This window comes from Dactylosporangium aurantiacum (genome assembly GCF_000716715.1).
In the GTDB taxonomy this organism is placed as follows: Bacteria; Actinomycetota; Actinomycetes; order Mycobacteriales; family Micromonosporaceae; genus Dactylosporangium; species Dactylosporangium aurantiacum.
In genome coordinates this window covers 205,308-220,083 of record NZ_JNYJ01000022.1, presented here as the reverse complement: position 1 = coordinate 220,083, position 14,776 = coordinate 205,308, and the positions used below count along the sequence as shown (strand labels likewise).

Sequence of the window (14,776 nt, the reverse complement as noted above, 5' to 3'; positions counted from 1 at the left end):
TTCGCAGTGGCCGCCCGGCTCACCCCGGCGGCTGACGCCCGTCGAGGGACGCGGTGCCCCGACAAGGACGTGCACGCTCAGGCGGCAGTTCCCCACCACTCCGCGACGAAACGGCAACTTCCCGCGGCACCCGTCGATGCGCACGCACCCGGGCTCACCCGGCCGCCGCCTCCGCCGTCACGAGCCAGTGCACGTACCACTGCCACCGCCGGGGTCAGGGCCGGCTCCAGCGGCGCGGACCTGGGGCCAGTCGATCAGCACTGGCACAGCGTAGGGTCGGGCACACTGTGTGACGGGCTACGGACCGGGGTGTGGTCTGTGGCTCACGGGGAGTTCCCAGGATAAGTCCAGTTTCGGCGGAGGTGCGCTGTGCAAGGTGGACATCATGAGTGACGAGGACCGCCAGTGGAGCGCACCGCCCACCGCCGCACGACCTGCGACGCCTGGCCAGCCGCCGGGTGGCGAGGGTTCGCCGGGGGCGCAGGGCGCGCCGGGGACCTCTGAGCTTCCGGTGTCGGCGCCCGCCGGGGCGCAGGGCGAGGCCGGTGGGCCGGCGCCGATCTGGGCGCGGCCGGCGGGGGAGCCGCGGCCGGGTGAGAGCTCGACCGCACGGGTGCCGGCCGGGCCGTTCCCGCCCGCGCCGGGTGTACCGGCCTGGCCCGCCGCGCAGCGGACCGGGAGCTTCCCGGCGACGCCCGCGCCCGGCGCCGCCCCGACCGTCGGCATGCCCGGCACCGGCCCGACGACCGCGAACCTGCACGGCCCCACGAACGGCCCCACGAACGGCCCCACGACGGGGGCGCACGGCCCGGCGAACGGCGCGCACGGCCCGACGACCGGCCCGACGACCGGGGCGCCCGGGCTCGGGTCGACCACGGCGGCGTTCCCGGCCGTCACCGCGCCCGGCCAGCCGCCGGTGAGCGGGCAGCCCGGGTACACCGCACAGCACGGCGCCAACGGCCACCCGTACAGCGGACAGCACCACTACAACGGCGGTTACTTCGGCCAGCCCGGGCAGCCCGGCTACCCGCAGCCCGGCTACGGGCCGCAGCCGCAGCCGGTGCGGGGCGGCAGGATCGCCGGGCTGATCGTGGCGGGGGTCGTCATCGCGGTCGTGTCCGCGTTCGGGGGTGGCCTGGTCGCGACGAACTTCGCCGAGCCCGGGGGCGGGCCGACGACGGTCATCACCCGCAACGCCGCGCCGAACCTGGAGCGGTCGTCGGTCGGTGCGGTCGCCGAGAAGGTCCTGCCGAGCGTCGTGGACATCGCGACCGGCGAGGGCGAGGGCTCCGGCGTCATCATGACCGCCGACGGCACCATCATCACCAACAACCACGTGGTCGCCGGCGCGACGAAGCTGACCGTGACGTTCAGCAGCGGCAAGACGGCCAGCGCCACGGTCGTCGGCACGGACCCGGCCGGGGACATCGCGGTCATCAAGGCGCAGAACGTGTCGGGGCTGACCGCGGCGAAGTTCGGCGACAGCGACGCGCTGCGCGTGGGTGACACCGTCCTGGCCGTCGGCAGCCCGCTGGGCCTGCAGGGGTCGGTGACGGCCGGCATCGTCAGCGCGCTGCACCGCACGATCAGCTCGGGGGAGCAGGGCGCGAAGTCGATCGCCGACGCGATCCAGACCGACGCGGCGATCAACCCGGGCAACTCCGGCGGCGCGCTGGTGAACCTGGCCGGCGAGGTCGTCGGCATCAACACCGCGATCCTCACCGCCGGGCAGGACAGCAACGGCAACATCGGCGTCGGGTTCGCCATCTCCGCGAACCGGGCCCGGTCCGCCGCCGACCAGCTGGCGAAGGGCGGGAAGGTCAGCCACCCGTACCTCGGCGTGCAGCTGGGCGACGGCGACAACGGCGCCCTGATCGGCGGGGTCGTGGCATCCGGGCCGGCCGACAAGGCGGGCATCAAGACCGGCGACCTGGTGACGAAGATCGGCAACACGCCGATCAACGGCGCGACCGACCTCATCAACGCGATCCAGGCCGCGAAGGTCGGCGATCAGCTCACGATGACCATCAAGCGCAACGGGGCCGAGCAGCAGGTCACCGTGACGCTGGGTGAGTCCCCCTGACAGCAGGTTTCCCTTTCGCCGCGACGGCCCGCGCTCGCCACAGCGCGGGCCGTCGCGTTGCTCAGGCCCGCCCGGCCCCGAGGGAGCCGATGAGTGAGCCGTACCGCTGGAACGCCGGCTTCGGTGTGTAGTCCGAGCGCACCAGGCCGAACTGGAACATGACGTCCGGGTTGGCGGAGTCCGCGTCGCGCAGCGAGAAGTGCTCGTACGTGGTGATGTGCAGCGGCCCGGAGAGCGCGTCGACGGTGCGCACCACGGTCTCCAGCACGTCGGCCTGGCGCTCGTACGACCGGCCGGGGCCCGTCGCCCAGCCGTGCTCGGTGACGTGGATCGGGGTCGTCGCGGGGATGCCCGCCGCGGCCAGGCTCGTCTCGCGGAAATCGCGCAGCACCGCCGTGACCGCGCCGGCGAAGGCGGCCGCCGGCAGCGGGCGGAAGACGTCGGGGAAGCAGTCGAGGCCGACGTAGCCGAGCGCGCCGGTGAACTCGGCGCCGCCGAGCCGGCCGAGGCCGGTCCAGAACTCCTGCGCCGGGTCGAACACCGGGGTGGCGTTGCAGCCGACGAGCACGTCCAGGCCGAGGCGGTCCACCTCGTCGCGGGCGGCCAGGACGCCCTCCACGATCGCGCGCCGCACGTGCGGGAACCCGCCGTCGCCGCCCGGGCCGTCGTGGTTGGCCTCCTCGCCGACCTGCAGCGTTGCCAGCACGTCGCCGCGGGTGCGGACCAGCCCGCGCAGGAACGCCAGCCAGCCGGTCAGGTCCTCGCCGGGCTCTCGGAAGCAGGCGACGAGGTCGAGCCGCCGGCCGCCGGTGGCGTGCCGGGCCGGGTCCGGTGGTGCCTCCTGGTGGCCGCCGAGGTCGTCGCTGTACTGCACGTAGCCGCGCACGAGGTGCGGCCGCAGCTCGTCGAGCCGCTCGTCGATGCGGGCCGCGTCCTCCGGCGGCCCGGGGGTGGGCACACCGTTCATGTCGGCGCCGAGGCCGCCCGGATAGATCCCGAAGTGCAACATGCGGCCACCGTACGACAAAATTGGTGTCACACCAAATTTGTGGTGACGCTATGATCGGTCGTGTGGCGCTACGGGCGGAGAAGAAGGCGGCGACCAGGACCGCGATCGCGGACGCGGCGCTCGGCCTGTTCCTGGCCAGGGGGTTCGACCGGGTCACGGTCGCGGAGGTGGCCGACGCGGCCCGGGTCTCGGTGAACACCGCCTTCAACTACTTCCCGACGAAGGAGGACCTGTTCTTCGACCGGCAGGACGAGGTCGTGCAGCGCCTCGCCGGGGCGGTCCGCGGCCGCGCGCCGGGGGAGTCGCCGGTGGCCGCGGCGCGGCGGCTGTTCCTCGAGGAGCTCGACCGCGGCGAGCCGACCCTCGGGCTGTCCCCGGACGTCGGCGCGTTCTGGAAGGTCATCGAGGAGTCGCCGGCCCTGCAGGCCCGGGCCCGGCTGCTGGCTCAGCGCGCCGAGGAGGCGCTGGCGGCGGCGCTCGACGGCGGGCGGTGGCAGGCGGCGATGCTCGTCGGGGTCGACCGGGCGCTGCACGCGCTGATCCGCGACCGGATGCGGGCCGGCGCCGACCCCGCCGCCGTGCGCGCGGAGGTGCGGGCCGAGGCCGAGGCCGCGTTCGCCGCCCTGTCCCGGGCCCTCGACGCCGACCCGGCCGAAGCGCCGGAAACCGGCCGCCCGCCCACCTGACACCGGTCAGGCCGTGGAGCGCCGTCAGGCCGTGGGGACGAGGCTCGCCGGCAGGTCGAACAGCGGGAACAGGTCGGCCCGGCCCAGGAACGCCACCGACGACGTGACCAGGGGCCCGCCGGTGAGCAGCAGCAGCGCGAAGGGCCGGCCGTCGCGGTACTGCCCGAACGCCGGCCCGCCGTTGGCCCGCACCTGCAGCAGCACGTCGCCGCGGCAGGCGTCGGAGGCGCGCATGGTCGCGGCGATCGCGTCCCGGCCGGACAGCCACCACGAGAACGGCGGCATCGACATCGTCGCGTCCTCGTGCAGCAGCGACACGAGCGTCTCGACGTCGTGGCTGGTGAATGCCTGGACGTACCGGTCCAGCAGCGCCTGGTCGAGCTCCCCGGCGCCGCGCGGCCGCGGGACCAGGGCGCCGGCCGGCAGGGTGGCGCGGGCGCGCTGCAGCGCGCTGTTCACCGACGCGACCGTCGTGTCCAGCAGTGTCGCAACCTCCGCCGCCGACCAGGCCAGGACCTCGCGCAGGATCAGCACCGCACGCTGCCTCGGCGGCAGCACCTGCAGCGCCGCGACGAACGCCAGCCGGATCGTCTCGCGCTGCACGGCCAGCTCCGCCGGGTCGCCGCCGGCGGGCAGGACCAGCGCGTCGGGGACGGGGCCGACGAACGCCGACTCCGGCAGCGGCGCACCGAAGCCGGCACCGGCGGTGGCGGCGGGCGCCAGGTCGACCGCGAGGGCGCGGCGGCCGGCGGCGCGCAGCGCGTCCAGGCACACGTTCGTGGCGATCGAGAACAGCCAGGTGCGCAGGCTCGCCCGGCGTTCGTCGTACCGGCCGGCGGCGCGCCACGCCCGCAGCATCGTCTCCTGCACCGCGTCCTCGGCGTCGGCGGCGGCGCCCAGCATGCGGTAGCAGTACCCGGTGAGCTCCACCCGGTGCGCGTCGAGGTCCGGCCCGGAGATCACGTCAGGACACCGACCGCGGCCAGGGCGGCGTAGGCGTCGGGGTCCTCGACCGGCGGGTCCCCCGGGTCGGGGCGCCACAGCGGCAGCTGGACCAGCCCCGGGTCGAGCAGCTCCCAGCCGTCGAACAGGGCGAGGATCGCCGCCCGGTCGCGCAGCACCAGCGGCGTGCCGGTGCGCACGTACAGGTTCGCGAGGTCCTCCAGCTGCTCGGCGCGGGACCCGGCGGTGCCGTGCGTGATCGCCAGCAGGCTGCCCTGTGCGGCGGCGTCACGGTACCGGCGCAGGGCCTCGTGCAGGTCCGGTGACTCCGGGATGAAGTGCAGCATCGCGACCAACAATAGGCAGACCGGCTGGTCGAAGTCGACCAGCGCGCGCACCGAGGCGTCGCTCAGGACCCGGTCGGCCTGGTGCAGGTCGGCCTGCAGCACGGCGGTGCGCGGGTCGTCGCCGAGGATCTCCCGGGAGTGGATGACCGCGGTCGGGTCGACGTCGACGTACACGACGCGGGCGTCGGGGTCGGCGGCGCGGGCCGCGTCATGGACGTTGCCCTCCGTCGGGATGCCGGAGCCGATGTCGATGAACTGGCGCACCCCGCGGGAGGCGGCCAGCCGCACCACGCGGCGCAGGAACGCCCGGTTGTCGCGGGCCACCTGCGGCAGGTCCGGCACCAGCGCGTACGCCCGCTCGGCGACCTCCCGGTCGATGGCGAAGTTGTGCGTGCCGCCGAGGAAGTAGTCGTAGATCCGGGCGGCACTGGGGCGGTTCGGGTCGACGCTCATCACACCGCTTTCCGGAACTTGGCAACTGTCCGTTTTTGTAACCCTACTCTGAGTGAAGGCGCAGACGTGCGGGGGCGGTCAGGTGCGGTGGACGGAGACGCTCGCGAGCGGGCTGCTCGAGGTGGCGCCGGACGCGATCGTGATCAGCGACGGCGACGGCATGATCGTGTTCGCCAACGCCGCCGCCCGGGCGATGTTCGACAACGAGGACCTCGTCGGCGCCTCCGTCAACGTGCTCGTGCCGCCGTCGACGCCGTCGATGGCGCAGCGGGTCCGCGCGTACCTGGGCGCCACCCACCCCGACCGGCGGCAGGGGCAGCCGCTGCGGGCGGTCCGCCGCGACGGGACCCTGTTCTCCGTCGAGATCACGCTGTCGGTGGTCGACGGGCACATCGTCGCCGTGCTGCACGACCTCAGCGCCAAGACCGGCGTGGACCGGGCCCGGTCGCTGCTCGCCTCGATCGTGCAGTCCTCGCACGACGCGATCGTCTCCACCGACCTCGACGGGCTCGTGCTGTCCTGGAACCCGGGCGCCGAACGGCTCTACGGCTACACGGCCGGGGAGATGCTCGGCCGGTCGAAGGACATCATCATCCCGCCGGCGCGCCGCTGCGACGAGGCGGAGATCCGGGCGATCGTCGCGGCCGGCGGCCGGGTCGACCCGTACCGGACGATCCGGCTGCGCGCCGACGGCACCGTCTTCACCGTGTCGATGCTCGTGTCGCCCCTGACCGCGCCCGACGGCAGCACGATCGGGGTCACCACCACCACCCGCGACATCAGCGAGCGCGAGCGCGCCGAGGCGCAGATGCAGGCCGTCATCGACGCCGCGCCCGACGCGCTCGTCGGCGTCGCCGAGAACGGCCGGGTCGCGCTGGTGAACACCCAGGCGGAGCGGCTGTTCGGCCACCCGCGCTACGACCTGCTGGACATCCCGGTGGGGCGGCTGCTGCCGGACGGCGCGCAGGCCGAGGGCTGGCCCGGCCCGGCGGCCCGGCACCGCGACGGCACCCTCGTCCCGGTCGACATCACCCGCAGCGTCCTGCGCACCGACGAGGGTGTCATCGAGCTGGCGGGCATCCGCGACGTCACCGAGCGCATCGCGGCCCGTGCGGAGCAGGAGCGGCTGCGCGCCGAGGCGCAGCGGCAGATGGATGAGGTCCGCCTGCAGCGCACCCAGCGGCTGGAGAGCCTCGGCCAGCTCGCCGGCGGCGTCGCGCACGACTTCAACAACCTGCTCGCCGTCATCCTCAACTACGCCGAGTTCATCGTCGAGGACGGCGCCGGCACCCCGTTCGAGGAGGACGCCCGGCAGATCCTGCGGGCCGGGCAGCGCGGCAGCGAGCTCACCCACCAGCTGCTGGCCTTCGCCCGGCGGGAGGTGATCCGGCCGGTGCCGCTGGACGTGAACCGGGTCATCACCGAGGTCGAGCAGATGCTGACCCGGTCCATCGGCGAGCACATCGAGCTCAACACGGCCCTCGCCGAGCGCCTGCCGTCCGTGGTCGCCGACCCGGGCCAGCTCGAGCAGGTGCTCGTCAACCTCGCCGTCAACGCCCGCGACGCGATGCCCGAGGGTGGCCGGCTCACCGTCGACACCGGCACCATCTCCGTCGACGAGGAGCACCCCCTGGCCCGGGAGGGGTTCAAGCCCGGCCGGTACGTGCGGCTGCGCGTCTCCGACACCGGCACCGGCATGCCCCGCGACGTGCAGGACAAGGCGTTCGAGCCGTTCTTCACGACCAAGCCCAGCGGCGCCGGCACCGGCCTGGGCCTGGCCACCGTCTACGGCATCGTCGTGCAGGCGGGCGGCACGGTGAAGCTGTACTCCGAGCCGGGCCTCGGCACGACGATCACGATCCTGCTGCCGGCCTCGGACGCCGAGCCGCAGGCCGCGGACGACGACCGGTGCCCGGAACGCTCCGCCGGCCGCGGCCAGACGGTCCTCGTCGCCGAGGACGAGGAGGCGCTGCGCGAGGTGACGACCCGCATCCTCGGCCGCGGCGGGTACACCGTGCTCGCCGCCTCCGACGGCGCCGACGCGCTGGAGGTCGCGGCCGCCCACGACGGCCCGATCGACCTGCTGCTCAGCGACGTCGTCATGCCCGGGATGCTCGGCCGGGTGCTGGCCGAGCGGCTCCGGCAGGCCCGCCCGGAGACCCGGGTCCTGTTCATGTCCGGCTACGCGCAGCCGGTCCTGACCAGCAACGGCATCCTCGACCCGGGCGTCCATCTGGTGGAGAAGCCGTTCACCGGCGCCGACCTGCTCGCGGCGGTGGCGGAGCAGCTGACGCCGTCGCTCAGTGCCCTTCGTGGCGCGCTCAGTGCCCTTCGTGGCGCGCTCAGTGCCCTTCGTGGCGCGCTCAGTGCCCTTCGTGGCGCGCTCAGTGCCCTTTGTGGCGCGCCCTGGACCTGGCGCGGCGGGCCGCCCGGCGGTGCTCGGCGTGCGCCTCCCGGTCCTGCCGGCTGCGCGCGGCCGACGCCTGCTTGCGCAGCTCCAGCTCCTTGCGCAGCGCCTCCTGCGCGGCGGTGCCGGGCCGGGCCCGCTGCGCCTCACGGGCCAGCCGCTTCGGGTTGCGCGCCGGTGCGGCCGGTTCGGCACCGTCCACGGGCGCGGCCCGCTCGGCCCGGGCGAGCAGCGCGGTGCCGTGGCGCAGCAGGAACTGGTGCAGCTCGGCGTCGGTGGGCTCGGCGCCGAACACGTGCCGGGTCGCGCGGACCCGGCCGTCGTCGTGCAGCTCGAGCACGGCGACCCAGAACGGGTCGTCGAAGAACACGGTCAGTGTGGCCATCGTCGTCTCCTGAATGCGGGCAGCATCGTCCTGCACTGGACGACCGGGCCCGGCGAACGACGGGCGCGGCAGGAGACGGACCGCCGGCGAGCGGCGGCGCCCCGACTACCAACGGGGCAGTGTTTTCGCGCCCCTCGAGCCTACCGGCCGCGGGTCAGCCGTCCAGCAGCCGATCGATGACGTCGTCGGCCGGGTCGTCGCCGGCGTCGCGCGCGGCGGCCTCCACGTCGATCGCCCGGCCGCGGGCCTCGGCGACCGCCCTGGCGTCCCGGCCGCGGTCCAGCAGCCGCGCGTGGCCCGGGGCGAGGCGCAGCAGGATGTCGTCGTCGCTCCAGTCGGCGTTCACGGTCACCAGGCCGTGGTCGTCGCCGGCCATGAACGCGGCGAGCCCGCGGAACACCGTGACCGCCCAGACCAGCGCCGGCAGCCGGAAGTCCGCCCGGGCGGCGACGTCGGCGGCGAGGGAGCCGGTGGCCTCGTCGTACCGCAGCGTCAACTCGTCGTCGCGGGCCAGGTCGCGCAGCACGGTCGCGGCGTCGCCGGCGAGCCACCGGTCGGCCTCGGCGATCGCGGCGGGCAGCTCGTCGGGGTCCGCGCCGGGCAGGCCGGCCCACCGCTCGGGCGTCCAGCCCGCCGCCGGTGCCACCGGCGCGTTCAGGTACGCCCGCAGGCGCGACCGCGCCACCGCGACCGCCGCCGTCACGTACACCGACTCCGACACCACCCACCTCCCGCCGCCGCAGCGTACCGGCGCCGCGGCGGCGGTGCGGCGGCGGTGCGGCGGGTCAGCCGTGCGTGAGGGCCGGTGCGCGGGCCGCGGCGCGGCGGGTGCTGCGGTCGTCCAGGGCGAAGCTCACCGACGCCAGCGCCAGGCCGACCACGCCGAGGGCGACCCCCACCCAGGCCGGTGCCACGTACCCCCACCCGCTCGCGATCACCAGACCGCCGAGGGCGGCGCCGAGGCTGTTGGCGACGTTCATCGCCGACTGGTTGACCGCGGCGCCCATGAGCTGGGCGGTGGGGGCGACGCCGATCAGGCGGGACTGCATGGCGGGGCCGAGGAACAGGCCGGCGGCGCCGAGGAGGAACGCCCCGGCGAACAGGCCCACGGGAGAACCGGAGACGAGCGCGAAGACCACCATGGCGAGGATGAAGCCGACGAAGCCGCCGAGGATGCTGCGGCGCAGGTCGCGGTCGGAGAAGTAACCGCCGGCGGCGTTGCCGACCGTCATGCCGAGGCCGACGGCGACGAGGACCCACGGCACGGTGCCGGTGGACAGGCCGGCGACGTGGGTGGTGACCGGGGCGATGTAGCTGTCGATGGCGAAGAACCCGGCGAAGCCGAGGGCCGCGACGGCCGCGACCAGCCAGACCTGCGGCGCACGGAAGGCGGCCAGCTCGGCGCGCGGCGAGCCGTCGACCGCCGCGGCGACGGCCGGGACGGTGGCGACCACGGCGAGCAGGGTCAGCCCGAACATGAGGGCGATCGCCAGGTACGCGCTGCGCCAGCCCGCGGCCTGGCCGAGCCTGGTGACGGCGGGGACACCGACGAGGTTGGCCGCGGTGAGGCCGCCGAGGACGACGGCGAAGCCCTTGGCGTGGTTGCCGGGGCCCATGATCGCGGCGGCGAGGAGCCCGGCGGCGCCGAAGTAGGCGCCGTGGGGCAGGGCGGCGACGAACCGGGCGGCGAGCACCAGCTCGAACGTCGGCGCGAGCGCGGAGGCGACCGTGCCCACCGCGAACAGCGCGAGCAGGCCGACGACGAGCTGCTTGCGCGGCACGCGGGCGGTGAGCGCGGCGATGGTCGGGGCGCCGACGACCACACCCAGCGCGTAGACCGTGATCATCCAGCCGCCGCGGGCGACGGCCCTGGCGCTGGACTGCTCGTACAGCGACGGCAGCAGGTTGCGGGCGATGTCGGGGAGCAGCCCCATCGCGACGAACTCGGTGAGCCCGATGGCGAAGCCGCCCAGCGACAGGGCGAGCAGCGCCGTCCAGCGCCGGGACGCGGTGAGGTGGTCCATGCCGGACATTTTAGCAACGCTGTTGCGTAATAGGATATGGGCATGGACACGCCCGGCGCTCACCTGGAGCACCTGCGGGACTACAACGAGTCCCTCGTCGTCGCGCTCGCCCGCACCAGGGCCGAGTTCGACCGTGCGGGCGTCGCCGAGGCGACCGGTCTCACGCCGCAGGCCGTGTCGAAGGTCCTCGGCCGCCTCACCGGGCAGGGCCTGGTCGAGGTCTGCGGGGTGCGCCGGCAGGGCGTCGGCAAGCCGGCCAGCATCTACCGCCTGGTGCCCGGCAGCCGGCACGCGGTCGGGATCCACGTGGCCCGCCGGACGCTGCGCACCGTCCTCACCGACCTGGCCGGCACGGTGCTCACCTCGACGGTCACGCCGCTGCCGCCCGACTTCACCCCCGGCCAGCTGCTCGACGCGGTCCGGCGGGACGCCCGGCGCACCGGCGGCGACCCGGTCGGCGTCGGCATCGGCATGGTCGGCCCGCTCGACCACGCCGCCGGCATCGTCCGCGACGCGCACCGGCTGCGCCACTGGCACGACGTGCCGCTGCGGCAGCTCGCCCAGGAGGCGCTGGGGGTGCCCGTACACCTGGACAAGGACGTCACGGCCGGCGTGACCGCGGAGGCGTGGCGGCGCGGGCCCACGTTCCGCGACGGCGCCCTGATCATGGTCGAGTCGGGGATCGGCGCGGGCCTGTGGCTCGGCGGTGCGGCGTACCGCGGCGCGCACACCAACGCCGGCGAGTTCGGCCACACGGTCATGCAGCTCGACGGCCCGCGCTGCGTCTGCGGGCGGTCGGGGTGCCTGGAGATCCTGCACGACACCGCCGTGGCCGCCGGCCGGCTCGACACCGCCGCGCGGGTGCTCGCCACCGGCATCGTCAACCTGCTGCGGACCACCGACGTCAACCACGTCGTGCTCGCCGGCGCCGACCTGCTGCGGCACCCCGAGGTGTACGAGCACGCCACCCGAGCCGAGATCCCCCGCTCGCACTGGCAGGACGTGTCGGTGACCCTCGCCGAGCTGGGCGCCGACGTGATCGCCGCGGGGGCGGCCATGCAGGTGCTCGACGCCGCGTACGGCATCCCTTCAAAAATGGGTGTTCGTTCATTATTCTGACGGCGTGATCGACCGCAGCAGCCGCACCGCCGAGCACGTCGCGCTGTTCCGCGCCCTGGAGACGGTCCGGCCCGGTGGCGGGCTGTTCCGCGACCCGCCCGCCCGCCGGCTGCTGCCCCGCCGGCACCGCACCGTGGTCGCGCTGTGCCGGCTGCCGGGCGTGCACGGCGCGCTCGTGCGCTACATCGACCGGCGCTGGTCCGGCGGTCCGCGCGCCTCCGCCGTGGTGCGCACCCGCCTCATCGACGAATGGCTCGCCGCGGCCCTGACCGGCGGCGCCCGCCAGGTGGTGCTGCTCGGCGCCGGCTTCGACAGCCGCGCCCACCGCACCGCACCCGACGCGACGTGGAGCCGGGACGGGCGTGCGGCGCCGGGCGTGACGTGGTTCGAGGTCGATCACCCGGCGACCCAGGCGACCAAGCGCCGCCGCCTCGGCGGTGCCGCCCGCCCGGGCGTGGTGTTCGTCCCCGCCGACCTCACCGCCGACGACCTCGGCACGGTCCTGCGCGCCGCCGGTTTCGACCCGGCCCGGCGCACCGCCGTGATCTGGGAGGGCGTCACCAACTACCTGGACGCCGCGTCGGTCGACGCCACGCTGCGCGGACTGGTCGCGCTGTGCCCGCCGGGCAGCACCGTCATCGTCACGTACGTCCACCGCGCCGTCCTCGACGGCACCGCCACCTTCGCCGGCGCGGCCGAGTGGCACGACGCCGTGCGCCGCGAGGGGGAGCCGTGGACGTTCGGCCTCGATCCGGCCGAGGTGCCCGCGTACCTGCGCGCCCGGGGGCTGCGGCTGGTGGAGGACCTGTCGACGAGGGCCGCCGCGGAGCGGTTCCTGCCCGCGTCCCGCCGGGCCGAGCCGACCGCCGAGTTCTACCGGGTCGCCCGCGCCGTGGTGGAAGCCCCCGCGGACGGTGGCGCGGCCGTGGACGGTGGTGCGGCCGTGGACGGTGGCCGCTGATGCCGAAGGTCGACGACGCCCACTTCGCCGCCCGCCGCCGCCAGATCCTCGACGCGGCCGCCGCCTGCTTCGCCCGCCAGGGCTTCCACCGCACCTCGGTGCAGGACATCGTCCGCGAGTCGGGGGTCAGCGCCGGCCTCGTCTACCGGTACTTCACCGGCAAGGACGACATGATCGCCGCCATCGTCACCGAACGCCACGAGCAGCGTGAACGCCGCTTCCAGCAGGACCCGTTCGGCACGTACCGCGAGCTGCTGCGCGGCCTCGGCGACCCGGCCGCCCGCGACGCCCTGCGGCTCTCGCTGCAGGTGTGGGCCGAGACGGTCCGCTCCGCGCCGATCCGCGACCTGGTCCGCTCCGGCGTCGACCGGCCCGTGGCCCAGGCCGCCGACCTGCTCGCCGATGCCCCGCTGCCGCCCGGGGTCGACCTGGACTCCCTGGTCAGGGTCTTCATCGCCGTGTACCAGGGCCTGCTGCTGCAGACCGTGCTCGACGACACCCTCGACCACGACCGGCTCGCCGCCACCGCCGAGCACCTGCTCCGCGCGGTCCTCGACCCGCCGCCCACCTGACGCCCGCGCCTGGCCCGCGCCTGGCCCGCGCCTGGCCCGCGCCTGGCCCGCGCCTGGCCCGCCGCGCCACGCCCGCAGCGCCGTCCGCACCTGGCCGGCCGGGGTGCTACCGCCCGGCCGGCACCGGCGGTACAGGAGCCGGCAGCGCCAATGACGGCAGCGTGGAAGCCCGCGCCGCCGGGGCCGGTGACGACGCGCCGGGTGCCGAGGGCGCGGCCTCCACCGGGGTGCGGGTGCCCACCACGACGGCGGCGAGGATGGCGGCGGCCCCCAGCAGCTGGCCGGCCGACAGCGACTGGTCCAGGGCGAGCCAGCCGAGCACGGCCGCCACCACCGGGCTGAGCAGGCTCAACAGGCTGACCCTGGCCGGGGCGAGCGCCGTCACCCCGCGGAACCACACGAAGTACGCGCCGGCCGTGCCGACCACCGACAGGTAGCCGAACCCGGTGACGTTCGTCCAGGTCAGCGCGGGCGGGAGACCCTCCACGGCGAGCATCACCGGGGCGAGGAGCAGCCCGCCGACGGTCAGCTGCCAGCCGGTCAGCGCCAGCAGCGCGGTGCGCCGGTCCGGCAGGCCGGAAGGGGCGCCCCAGCGGCGGCCCAGGACGGTGCCGAGCGACATCGACACCATGCCGGCGGCCGCGGCGGCGAGGCCGATCGGGTCGAGGGCGGCGTCGGAGCGCAGCACCAGCAGGGCGACGCCGGCCAGGCCGGCCGTGCCCGCCGCCAGGACGCGCAGCCCGGGGCGCTGCCCCAGCAGCGCGAACGCCAGCGCCGCCACCACGAACGGACCGAGCGCGCCGAGCACCGCCGCGATGCCGCCGGGCAGCCGGTAGGCCGCGACGAACAGCAGGGCGAAGAACAGGCCGATGTTCAGGAAGCCGAGCACGGCCGCCCGCCACCACCAGGCGCCCGAGGGCAGGGCGCGCCGGCCGGCGAGGGCGGCGACGACCCCGACCAGCAGCAGCCCGGCGGGCAGGGCGCGCAGCGTCCCGGCGAGCAGCGGCCGGCCGTCGGGCAGCAGCTCGGTCGTCACGAGATACGTGGTGCCCCACAGGGCCGGTGCCGCGGCGGTCGCCAGCGCAAGGTTCCTCATGACTAAGTAGCTTAGCACTAAGCTACTTAGATGCAAGATGTGCGAGAATGCGGGACGTGGCAGATGACGTCGACAGGATCGTCGAGCAGTGGCGGCGCGAGCGGCCCGACCTGGAGACCGACGCGATGGCGGTGTTCGGCCGGGTGTACCGGCTGGCCCGCATCGTCGGCGACCGGCAGGAGCGGGTCTACGGCGCGCTGGGCATCAACCGGGGCGAGTTCGACGTGCTCGCCACGCTGCGCCGGGCGGGCGCGCCGTTCCAGCTGTCGCCCAAGGCGCTCGCCGCCTCGCTGATGCTCACGTCCGGCGGCATGACCGGCCGGCTCGACCGCCTGGAGCGGGCCGGGCTGGTGGCCCGCTCGCCCGACCCCGCCGACCGCCGCGGCCTCGTCATCACGCTCACCGGCGCCGGCCGCACCCTCATCGACGAGGCCGTCGCCGTGGGCCTCGCCGCGCAGCGGGAGGTGCTCGAGCGGCTCCCCGAGCCGCGCCGCCGCCAGCTCGCCGCACTGCTGCGCGAGCTGCTGGCCGCCGCCGAGGAGAGCTGACCGCACCCGCCGGACCATCATCCACTGTGGACTCGAATTGGCCGCGCCGGAGAGGTTTGAACCTCCGCCGGGCGAGGCAACCAGAGAAGAGAAGCCCTTCGCCCCCGTACCGCCCTATCGACTGCGGAGGCAAGCGGCGCCACA

At 75.3% G+C, this 14,776-nt stretch carries 13 protein-coding genes and 1 pseudogene; 7 read left to right on the top strand and 7 right to left on the bottom strand.

Annotated features, from left to right (window positions below):
- Positions 1-385 precede the first annotated feature (385 nt).
- A complete protein-coding gene (locus OP18_RS25250; protein WP_156089751.1) occupies positions 386-2,083 on the top strand; it encodes a S1C family serine protease in 1,698 nt (565 codons plus the stop codon).
- 61 nt (positions 2,084-2,144) lie between these two features.
- Here OP18_RS25250 and OP18_RS25245 read toward each other — a convergent pair whose 3' ends face one another.
- Positions 2,145-3,092 carry a hypothetical protein gene (locus OP18_RS25245; RefSeq protein ID WP_211273660.1) on the bottom strand — a complete coding sequence of 316 codons (948 nt, stop codon included), beginning with the start codon at positions 3,090-3,092 and terminating at the stop codon, positions 2,145-2,147.
- Between the two features lie 62 nt (positions 3,093-3,154).
- Here OP18_RS25245 and OP18_RS25240 point away from each other — a divergent pair, with 62 nt between their 5' ends.
- The gene (locus tag OP18_RS25240; RefSeq protein WP_052387272.1) at positions 3,155-3,778 is read left to right on the top strand and encodes a TetR/AcrR family transcriptional regulator; all 624 of its coding nucleotides are present in this window, start codon (positions 3,155-3,157) and stop codon (positions 3,776-3,778) included.
- A 24-nt stretch (positions 3,779-3,802) separates the two neighbouring features.
- On the opposite strand, the gene OP18_RS25235 is transcribed toward OP18_RS25240, so the two are convergent.
- Both OP18_RS25235 and OP18_RS25230 read right to left on the bottom strand, forming a co-directional pair.
- Complete coding sequence (locus OP18_RS25235) at positions 3,803-4,741, bottom strand: RNA polymerase subunit sigma-70 (protein ID WP_033361459.1); 939 nt, start codon at positions 4,739-4,741, stop codon at positions 3,803-3,805.
- Positions 4,738-5,520 (bottom strand): SAM-dependent methyltransferase, encoded by a 783-nt coding sequence (locus OP18_RS25230; protein WP_033361458.1) that lies wholly within the window; start codon positions 5,518-5,520, stop codon positions 4,738-4,740. Before OP18_RS25230 ends, OP18_RS25235 begins: the two co-directional genes overlap by 4 nt.
- Before the next feature lie 160 nt (positions 5,521-5,680).
- Here OP18_RS25230 and OP18_RS55485 point away from each other — a divergent pair.
- Positions 5,681-7,738: pseudogene (locus OP18_RS55485) on the top strand (PAS domain S-box protein); the annotation flags it as partial.
- 166 nt (positions 7,739-7,904) lie between these two features.
- Here the strand turns inward: OP18_RS55485 and OP18_RS25205 are convergent.
- From OP18_RS25205 to OP18_RS25195, 3 genes are all read right to left on the bottom strand, one after another.
- Positions 7,905-8,312: a YjdF family protein gene (locus OP18_RS25205; protein WP_033361453.1), complete on the bottom strand. Its 408-nt coding sequence runs from the start codon at positions 8,310-8,312 to the stop codon at positions 7,905-7,907.
- 154 nt (positions 8,313-8,466) lie between these two features.
- Positions 8,467-9,033 (bottom strand): hypothetical protein, encoded by a 567-nt coding sequence (locus tag OP18_RS25200; protein ID WP_033361452.1) that lies wholly within the window; start codon positions 9,031-9,033, stop codon positions 8,467-8,469.
- A 64-nt stretch (positions 9,034-9,097) separates the two neighbouring features.
- Positions 9,098-10,336 (bottom strand): MFS transporter, encoded by a 1,239-nt coding sequence (locus tag OP18_RS25195; RefSeq protein WP_033361451.1) that lies wholly within the window; start codon positions 10,334-10,336, stop codon positions 9,098-9,100.
- A gap of 42 nt (positions 10,337-10,378) precedes the next feature.
- Here OP18_RS25195 and OP18_RS25190 point away from each other — a divergent pair, with 42 nt between their 5' ends.
- From OP18_RS25190 to OP18_RS25180, 3 genes are read left to right on the top strand one after another with little or no spacing between them, the layout of a single operon-like run.
- On the top strand, positions 10,379-11,455 hold the full coding sequence (locus OP18_RS25190; RefSeq protein WP_033361450.1) for an ROK family transcriptional regulator: 1,077 nt from the start codon (positions 10,379-10,381) through the stop codon (positions 11,453-11,455).
- 4 nt (positions 11,456-11,459) lie between these two features.
- Positions 11,460-12,416 (top strand): class I SAM-dependent methyltransferase, encoded by a 957-nt coding sequence (locus OP18_RS25185; protein ID WP_052387271.1) that lies wholly within the window; start codon positions 11,460-11,462, stop codon positions 12,414-12,416.
- Positions 12,416-12,988: a TetR/AcrR family transcriptional regulator gene (locus tag OP18_RS25180; protein WP_033361449.1), complete on the top strand. Its 573-nt coding sequence runs from the start codon at positions 12,416-12,418 to the stop codon at positions 12,986-12,988. The genes OP18_RS25185 and OP18_RS25180 overlap by 1 nt, the downstream gene beginning before the upstream one ends.
- A 106-nt stretch (positions 12,989-13,094) precedes the next feature.
- On the opposite strand, the gene OP18_RS25175 is transcribed toward OP18_RS25180, so the two are convergent.
- Positions 13,095-14,084, bottom strand: a complete 990-nt coding sequence (locus OP18_RS25175; protein WP_033361448.1) for an EamA family transporter — start codon at positions 14,082-14,084, stop codon at positions 13,095-13,097.
- A gap of 56 nt (positions 14,085-14,140) precedes the next feature.
- Between OP18_RS25175 and OP18_RS25170 the strand changes: the two genes are divergently transcribed.
- Complete coding sequence (locus OP18_RS25170) at positions 14,141-14,632, top strand: MarR family winged helix-turn-helix transcriptional regulator (protein WP_389250615.1); 492 nt, start codon at positions 14,141-14,143, stop codon at positions 14,630-14,632.
- Positions 14,633-14,776 lie beyond the last annotated feature (144 nt).

What these genes read in the sequence shown, in the direction of transcription:
- OP18_RS25190 (WP_033361450.1), top strand. Translation starts at nt 10,379, where the DNA reads ATGGACACGCCCGGCGCTCACCTGGAGCACCTGCGGGACTACAACGAG.
- OP18_RS25250 (WP_156089751.1), top strand. Translation starts at nt 386, where the DNA reads ATGAGTGACGAGGACCGCCAGTGGAGCGCACCGCCCACCGCCGCACGA.
- OP18_RS25245 (WP_211273660.1), bottom strand. Translation starts at nt 3,092, where the DNA reads ATGTTGCACTTCGGGATCTATCCGGGCGGCCTCGGCGCCGACATGAAC.
- OP18_RS25205 (WP_033361453.1), bottom strand. Translation starts at nt 8,312, where the DNA reads ATGGCCACACTGACCGTGTTCTTCGACGACCCGTTCTGGGTCGCCGTG.
- OP18_RS25195 (WP_033361451.1), bottom strand. Translation starts at nt 10,336, where the DNA reads ATGGACCACCTCACCGCGTCCCGGCGCTGGACGGCGCTGCTCGCCCTG.
- OP18_RS25180 (WP_033361449.1), top strand. Translation starts at nt 12,416, where the DNA reads ATGCCGAAGGTCGACGACGCCCACTTCGCCGCCCGCCGCCGCCAGATC.
- OP18_RS25175 (WP_033361448.1), bottom strand. Translation starts at nt 14,084, where the DNA reads ATGAGGAACCTTGCGCTGGCGACCGCCGCGGCACCGGCCCTGTGGGGC.
- OP18_RS25230 (WP_033361458.1), bottom strand. Translation starts at nt 5,520, where the DNA reads ATGAGCGTCGACCCGAACCGCCCCAGTGCCGCCCGGATCTACGACTAC.